Source organism: Dactylosporangium siamense (genome assembly GCF_016862795.1).
GTDB lineage: Bacteria > Actinomycetota > Actinomycetes > Mycobacteriales > Micromonosporaceae > Dactylosporangium > Dactylosporangium siamense.
Genome location: NZ_BONQ01000208.1, coordinates 26184 through 32829, shown reverse-complemented (window position 1 = coordinate 32829; position 6646 = coordinate 26184). Strand labels below are relative to the sequence as shown.

7 protein-coding genes are annotated in these 6646 nt (G+C 71.5%); 4 read left to right on the top strand and 3 right to left on the bottom strand.

All coding sequences use genetic code 11. From position 1 onward, the window contains the following. Positions 1 to 92: 92 nt before the first annotated feature. The gene (locus Dsi01nite_RS55765) at positions 93 to 992 is read right to left on the bottom strand and encodes a phosphatase domain-containing protein (protein WP_203854671.1); all 900 of its coding nucleotides are present in this window, start codon (positions 990 to 992) and stop codon (positions 93 to 95) included. Continuing rightward, positions 992 to 2050, bottom strand: coding sequence for an RNA ligase (locus tag Dsi01nite_RS55760; RefSeq protein WP_203854670.1), 1059 nt, complete (start codon positions 2048 to 2050; stop codon positions 992 to 994). Before Dsi01nite_RS55760 ends, Dsi01nite_RS55765 begins: the two co-directional genes overlap by 1 nt. Before the next feature lie 209 nt (positions 2051 to 2259). On the opposite strand from Dsi01nite_RS55760, the gene rpmE reads away from it, so the two are divergent. The 3 genes from rpmE to Dsi01nite_RS55745 all read left to right on the top strand — a co-directional run bounded on the left by rpmE (position 2260) and on the right by Dsi01nite_RS55745 (position 4032). Beyond that, positions 2260 to 2493, top strand: a complete 234-nt coding sequence (gene rpmE / locus Dsi01nite_RS55755; protein ID WP_203854669.1) for a 50S ribosomal protein L31 — start codon at positions 2260 to 2262, stop codon at positions 2491 to 2493. Between the two features lie 96 nt (positions 2494 to 2589). Next, complete coding sequence (gene prfA, locus Dsi01nite_RS55750; RefSeq protein WP_203854668.1) at positions 2590 to 3696, top strand: peptide chain release factor 1; 1107 nt, start codon at positions 2590 to 2592, stop codon at positions 3694 to 3696. A 90-nt stretch (positions 3697 to 3786) separates the two neighbouring features. Beyond that, the gene (locus Dsi01nite_RS55745) at positions 3787 to 4032 is read left to right on the top strand and encodes a hypothetical protein (RefSeq protein WP_203854667.1); all 246 of its coding nucleotides are present in this window, start codon (positions 3787 to 3789) and stop codon (positions 4030 to 4032) included. A 170-nt stretch (positions 4033 to 4202) separates the two neighbouring features. On the opposite strand, the gene Dsi01nite_RS55740 is transcribed toward Dsi01nite_RS55745, so the two are convergent. Next, complete coding sequence (locus tag Dsi01nite_RS55740) at positions 4203 to 5741, bottom strand: GGDEF domain-containing protein (protein WP_203854666.1); 1539 nt, start codon at positions 5739 to 5741, stop codon at positions 4203 to 4205. Between the two features lie 55 nt (positions 5742 to 5796). Between Dsi01nite_RS55740 and prmC the strand changes: the two genes are divergently transcribed. Next, positions 5797 to 6645: a peptide chain release factor N(5)-glutamine methyltransferase gene (prmC, locus tag Dsi01nite_RS55735; RefSeq protein ID WP_203854672.1), complete on the top strand. Its 849-nt coding sequence runs from the start codon at positions 5797 to 5799 to the stop codon at positions 6643 to 6645. Position 6646: the final 1 nt, after the last annotated feature.

Sequence of the window (6646 nt, the reverse complement as noted above, 5' to 3'; positions counted from 1 at the left end):
TGCTCCTCGCGGAGCACCGCCGCCGTTTCCGTGATCCGGAAGACTCTGACCACCCAGGGGTGCACGAGGTCTTCCGGATCATCGGAAAAGTGCTAGAAGTTGCCCTCGGCGACCTGGAAGACGGTCAGGCCCAGGGCCCGCCACATCCGCACCACCTGCTGGCGGTCGTCGAAGACGCCCACCACGTGGTAGCGGCTGCGGATCTCCTTGTCGAAGATCTCCTGCTTCACGATGCTGTCGCGGCGCTGGTCGCCGGTGACCCGCATGAACAGCGCGGTGTACGGCACGCCCACGTGCTCGTCCAGCCACGTCGCGGTGTCCTCGCGGCAGTCGTCGGTGCGGCCCGAGCAGAACACGATCTCGTGCCCCGCCGCGTGCATCGCCCGGACCGCCGCGATCACCGGCACGTTCGGCAGGTCGTAGCGGACCCGGCTGACGTCGTACGGGCTGCGGTCGTCGATCAGCGCGACCGTGCCGTCGATGTCGACGAGCACGACCCGCGGCGCGTCCGGCGGCGGCTCGTACGCGACACCCGCGGTGTCGAGCACCGGCAGTGGCAACGGCAGCGCGCGGCCGGCCAGGTACCGCTGGTGCATCGAGCGGATCGCGTCCTCGCCGACGTGACCGGGGCCCTCGCGCAGCGCGTCGCGCCGCACGCACTCGTCGACCGGCACGTCGGTGAAGTCGCGCACGGTGAACGCCGCGCCGTGCTTCGCGGCCAGCTCGGCGAGCTCCCGCACGACCCGGCCCCGCAGGTTGGTGTCGTCGCACACGACGTCGGCGCCGCCGAGCAGCAGCGCGTCGATGGCGGCGTGGTGCGCCTGCGTGACCTCCTTCTCGGCCCGGCCGCGCCGCGCGTCGTCGTCGACCCGCCCGCCGTGCATCATGCCGCGCAGGTCGTCGCGGTTCACCCGGACCAGCCCGGCCTGCCCGCGCGCCCAGGTGGTCTTGCCCGACGCCGGCAGACCCCGGGTGATGGTCAGCGACGCCATCAGCTCTCCTCCGTCACCTTCGGCCGGACCCGCTGCCACAGCAGCCCCCGGTAGTCCTTGTCGTCGAGGCGCAGGAACAGGCAGCTGCGCGCCGGGTGCTTCGAGACCGCGATCGCGAACTCCTTGCGCCCCCAGCCCTCCGGCAGGGTCGCGAGGGTCGCCTCGTACGCCGCCTCGACCTCGGCGGCGAGCGCCGCGGCCTCCTCGCGCAGCCCGTCGGCGATCTTCGTGGCCCACGCGGTGAACTCGTCCGGCAGCGGCTCCAGCAGCGTGTCCAGGGTGCCGTCGCCGGCCGCCTCCCACACGACCCGGGCGTTGAGACCGGTGACGATCCGGTGCAGCCGCACGTACTCCGAATACTTGATCTTCAGTCGGGTGTCGGGCCCCGTGAAGTGCACGACCAGGCCCTCGCGGTTGTCCCGCGGCGGCGCGGCGAGCGCGTCGGCGAGCGTCGTGTGCTCGAACGTGTCGACGACCGGCCCCGGCCAGCCCGGCACCGCGTCGGGGCCGTGGCTGCGACCCGTGACGATGTCGACCGCGCCGAGCAGCACGAGGTCGTCGAGGCCGGCGTAGTCCAGCACGATCCGGTTCGACGGGTAGATGATCTCCACGAGGACCGTCAGGCCGTCGGGCGGCGTGAAGCGCGCGGCGTACCGGTCCCGGAACAGCGCCGTCGCGTGCCGCGCCTGCTCCGAGTCGAACGAGCCACGGGTCGCGAACGCCCAGCCGTCCGCTGTCGGGAACATGATGCCCAGCGAGCCGTCGGCCTTGTCGGTGACGCGCACCGGCCCGTCGAAGTCCATCTCCGGCACGCCCGGCTGGCCGTGGTTGAAGAACTTCGTGAACGGTCGGGCCAGCACGATCCCGGTCCCGGCGTGCACGACGAGGCCCCGGCACGCGAGGGTCGCCGCGTTCCAGACGTTCTCGTACTGCGCCTTCTCGGTGTAGTTGTGGATCAGCAGGGGCAGCGTGGGGTGGCGCTGGGTGCGCACGTATCCGCCGCGGGCCATCTCGGCCAGCAGCGCCGGGTCACACAGGGCATCGATGTGGAGGCTCATAGCACGGGCCAGCGTAGGTGAGCCCGGCTCGCGGTCGCGACGCTATAACGGGTGCGGCGCGGTTGCGGGGAATGCCCGCGGTGGGTGTGGCGTTACAGACTCCGGTTGAGGTGCTGTGACCCGGTCATGGCAGACTTGACCGAAGGCCAGACCAGGTTCCGGTTCACGCCATATGGCGACCCGGCGACCACGACGAAAGGACCGCGGCCATGAAGCCGGACATCCACCCGCAGTATGCGACCACCGAGGTCACCTGTTCCTGCGGTAATGCGTTCACCACCCGCAGCACCGCCAAGGGCGGCGCGATCCACGTGGAGACGTGCTCCGTCTGCCACCCGTTCTACACGGGCAAGCAGCGCGTGCTCGACACCGCCGGCCGGGTCGCGAAGTTCCAGCAGAAGTACGCGAAGGCTGCGGCCAAGAAGGCCGAAACCGCCAAGTAGCTGCACGTCCGGCGCCCGCACCGCCCCGCTCGACCGGGGTCCGGTGCGGGCGCCGACTTTGTTTCCGGCCGTTTCTTCCTTTTTGGGGCGCGCGACATGAGCACCGACACCTCCTCCGGACAGCGGCTGCGGGCATTGCTCGCCGAATACCAGGAGCTCGAGCAGAAGCTCGCCGACCCGAGCATCCACGCGGACCAGAACCTGGCCCGCAAGACCGGCCGGCGCTTCGCCGAGCTGTCGCCGATCGCGAAGATGTCGGGCGAGCTCGACGCCGCGCGGGAGGACCTCTCGGCCGCCCGCGAGCTGGCCGCCGAGGACCCGGCGTTCGCGGGGGAGGCCGACGACCTGGAGGCGAGGATCCCGCACCTGGAGGAACGCCTCGCCGAGCTGCTCGCCCCGCGCGACCCCAACGACGCCAAGGACATCATCCTGGAGGTCAAGGCGGGCGAGGGCGGCGAGGAGTCCGCGCTGTTCGCCGGCGACCTGCTGCGGATGTACATGCGCTACGCGGAGCGGCACGGCTGGCAGACCGAGCTGCTCGACTCGCAGGAGTCCGACCTGGGCGGCTTCAAGGACGTCGCCGTCTCGATCAAGACCAGGGGCATCCCGGAGGCCGGCAACGGCGTCTGGTCCCGGCTCAAGTGGGAGGGTGGCGTCCACCGCGTCCAGCGCGTGCCGGCCACCGAGTCCCAGGGCCGCATCCACACCAGCGCGGCCGGTGTCCTGGTGACGCCCGAGATCGAGGAGGCCGGCGAGATCGAGGTCGACTCCGGTGACCTGCGCATCGACGTGTTCCGCTCCTCCGGCCCCGGCGGCCAGAGCGTCAACACCACCGACTCGGCCGTCCGGATCACCCACCTGCCGACCGGCATCGTCGTGTCCTGCCAGAACGAGCGCTCCCAGCTGCAGAACAAGGACCGCGCGATGCGGATGCTCAAGGTCAAGCTGGCCGCCCTCGCGGAGGAGCAGGCGGCCGCCGCGGCCGGCGACGCCCGCCGCTCGCAGGTGCGCACCGTCGACCGTTCCGAACGCATCCGGACGTACAACTACCCGCAGAACCGGATCTCCGACCACCGGATCGGTTACACGGCGTACAACCTCGACCTGGCCATGGCCGGTGACCTCGACAGCGTCCTGGACGCCCTGGCAGACGCCGACCGCAAGGCCCGCCTGGCGGGTGACGACCAGCTCAGCCGAGGGTGACGCGGGTCTAACGCAGACGTCACACAGCGGAAACGATGCACGGGCAGGCTAGATTCAGGTAGCGTTTCGACCCGAACGAGCTTACCGATCGTGATCACCGCTGCCGACCCGACCTTCCGGAGGGACGCCATGCCATCGTCGACCGTCGACCTTTCCTCAGCTCCGCGCGTGGTGGTCGGCACCGCAGCCGACCTGATCTACAAGGTCGGCCTGTCGATGCTGGGCGCGGACCGCGTCCCGACCGCGAAGGCGAACGCCTGGGCGGCCGTCTGCGCCGACCAGGAGCGCGCCCGCATCCGCGAGGAGAACGCGCGGATCCTGCTCGCCGTCCGCTGAGCGGCTCCGCGGCTTTGATCATGACCGCTTGATCAAAGCCGTCCCGCGACGACGATCACAGCAGAGTCACCGCACAATCACCGCAGCGTCGCAGCAGCAGCGTGATGCGCGGACCCCGAGGGTGGTGGCGGTAGCCGCGCGTTCGGGGCGAAAAGGGACAGTGCCCGGGGTTACGAGGCGGCCCGGGGGCGCGGGGTCTTGGCCCGGAGCATCGCATGGTCGGCGGCCTCGAACGCCTCGGCGACCGACTCGAAGTCCTCGCCCGACAGGCCGGCCCAGCCGATCGTCACCCCCACCGGTGTCCCAGGGACCAGCGCCTGCCAGTCCTCCGCGGCGACCGCGGCCGTGATGCGGCGCTGGATCTCGCGGGCCTCGGCGGCCGATGTGGTGGGCAGGACGACGACGAACTCGTCGCCGCCGTAGCGCGCGACGAAGTCCCCCTTGCGCATCACGCGGTTGAGCACGCCGGCGACCCGCTGCAGGACCAGGTCGCCGGAGAGGTGGCCGTGGCGGGTGTTGACCTGCTTGAAGCCGTCCAGGTCGCAGACGCCGAGGGCGGCGTGGCCGCCGGCGGTGAACAGCTTGGTGACGTGCTCCTCCAGGTAGCGGCGGTTGGGCAGGCCGGTGAGCGGGTCGGTCTGCGCCTCGCCCCGGTGGAAGTCGACCCGCCGGACGAGGTCCTCGTGGTCCAGGAGCGCGGCGACACCTTCCACGAAGAGGTCGCGGAGCCGGTCCGGCTGGATGTTGGCCACCCGGAACGCGTGGCGGTCGGCGTGATAGGCGGTGCGGTAGTCGCCGGTGCCCAGGTGGGCCAGGGCCCGCAGGCGGTGCTGCTCGGCCGGGCCGAGGGAGTCGTCGCTGACGTGGGCGGTCTCCAGGCGGGCGACGGCCTCGATCGGTCGGCGCTCGGCGATCGCCTTGCACACGGCGCCGAGGGTGCGCAGGTCGCGGGCGCGGGTCGACATGCCGGCGGACTCCAGCAGCGGCCACGGGTCGACGTCGGTGACGAGGCCCTGGATGCCGAGGGTGCCGAGGCGCAGGACCGCGTAGCCGAGGGCGCCGCGGGCGATGGGGCGCAGCCTGTCGAGGTCGTTGTCCTTGTGCTTGCGCTCCAGGTCCATGACGATGTCGCGGAGGATGCGCTGGCAGCCCTCGCTGTCGCCGCGGTGGTCGAGCTCGACGGCGTGCAGGAGCCGGATCTGGGGGGTGGCGAAGTCGGTGTTGGCGGTTTCGACCCCGACCTCGGCGGCGACCTCCCTGGCCTTCTCCATGGCGGCGTTGGCGTGTTCGTGGAAGCCGGTGTACGAGTACGCCATCGCCAGGTTGTGCCAGCCCCACGCGGTGGCCTCGTCGAAGAGCTCGACGGCGCCGAGCGCGCGGGAGCCGTGCACGAGGGCGCGGACGCAGCGGTCGAGGGAGCCGGCGCGCAGGGCGACGATCGCGGCGAGGGCCTGCAGCTCACCGTATTGCGCGGGGTCCTGGACCTGGCGGGCGGCGGCGAGGGCCGTGTCGAGGGCCGCGGGGTAGTCCTCGGCGCTGCCCATGTTGATCAGCGCGATGAGCCGCAGCGTGAGCGCCTCGACGCGGTCGTGCGGCGACTGGTCGTGGGCCAGGACGCGGTCGATGACCGTCATCGCCTCGCCGAGCTGGTCGTCGAAGATCATCCGTCGGGCGCGGGTCAGCTCCGACGTGCGGTCTGCCACCGCCATCGGACCCTCCTTTCGCGCGCCCCATGATTATGGGGTGCACAGCACCGAACATGACATGCCCGGACCCCAGTTGCCCACGCTTTCCATGGTGCTCGCGACCGCGACCCGGGTCCTGCGGGGCGCCGGGGTGGCATCGCCGAGGGTCGACGCGGAGCTGCTCGCCGCGCACGTGCTCGGGATCCCCAGGTCGCGGCTGCTGACGGCACCGCCGCCGGATCCGGGACAAAGCGCCGAGATCGAGCGGTTGACCACGAAACGAGCGGCGCGGATTCCGTTGCAGCACCTGACCGGCACGGCGCCGTTCCACGAGCTCGAGCTCGAGGTCGGTCCAGGGGTCTTCGTCCCACGATTCGAGACGGAGCTGCTGGTCGAGTGGGGAAGAACGCGGCCCGGCACCCGGATCGTGGACCTGTGCGGCGGATCAGGGGCCATCGCGATCGCCGTGCGGACGAGCGGCACCGAGGTGTACTGCGTGGAGAAGAGCGACGCGGCGCTGGTCTGGCTGCGGCGCAACGTGGCCCGCCTGGCGCCGGACGTCCGGGTGGTCGACGGCGACGTCACGGACCCGGCCGTCCTGCGCGACCTCGACGGGACGGTGGACCTGGTGCTGAGCAACCCGCCGTACGTGCCGGAGGGCGCACCGGTCGACGTCGAGGTGGCGGTGCACGACCCGCACGACGCCGTGTTCGCCGGTGCGGACGGTCTCGCGCTCATGCCGGGGCTCGTCCGGCGGGCCGGTGACCTGCTGCGGCCCGGCGGATGGCTGGGGATCGAGCACGACGACACGCAGGGCGAGTCGCTGCCGGCGCTGATCCGGGCGACCGGACGCTTCGCCGAAGTGATCGACCATCACGATCTGGCCGGGCGCCCGCGATATGTCACCGCCCGGCGAGTGGCAGACTAGC

What these genes read in the sequence shown, in the direction of transcription:
- prmC (WP_203854672.1), top strand. Translation starts at nt 5,797, where the DNA reads ATGCCCGGACCCCAGTTGCCCACGCTTTCCATGGTGCTCGCGACCGCG.
- Dsi01nite_RS55760 (WP_203854670.1), bottom strand. Translation starts at nt 2,050, where the DNA reads ATGAGCCTCCACATCGATGCCCTGTGTGACCCGGCGCTGCTGGCCGAG.
- Dsi01nite_RS55740 (WP_203854666.1), bottom strand. Translation starts at nt 5,741, where the DNA reads ATGGCGGTGGCAGACCGCACGTCGGAGCTGACCCGCGCCCGACGGATG.
- Dsi01nite_RS55765 (WP_203854671.1), bottom strand. Translation starts at nt 992, where the DNA reads ATGGCGTCGCTGACCATCACCCGGGGTCTGCCGGCGTCGGGCAAGACC.
- prfA (WP_203854668.1), top strand. Translation starts at nt 2,590, where the DNA reads ATGAGCACCGACACCTCCTCCGGACAGCGGCTGCGGGCATTGCTCGCC.
- rpmE (WP_203854669.1), top strand. Translation starts at nt 2,260, where the DNA reads ATGAAGCCGGACATCCACCCGCAGTATGCGACCACCGAGGTCACCTGT.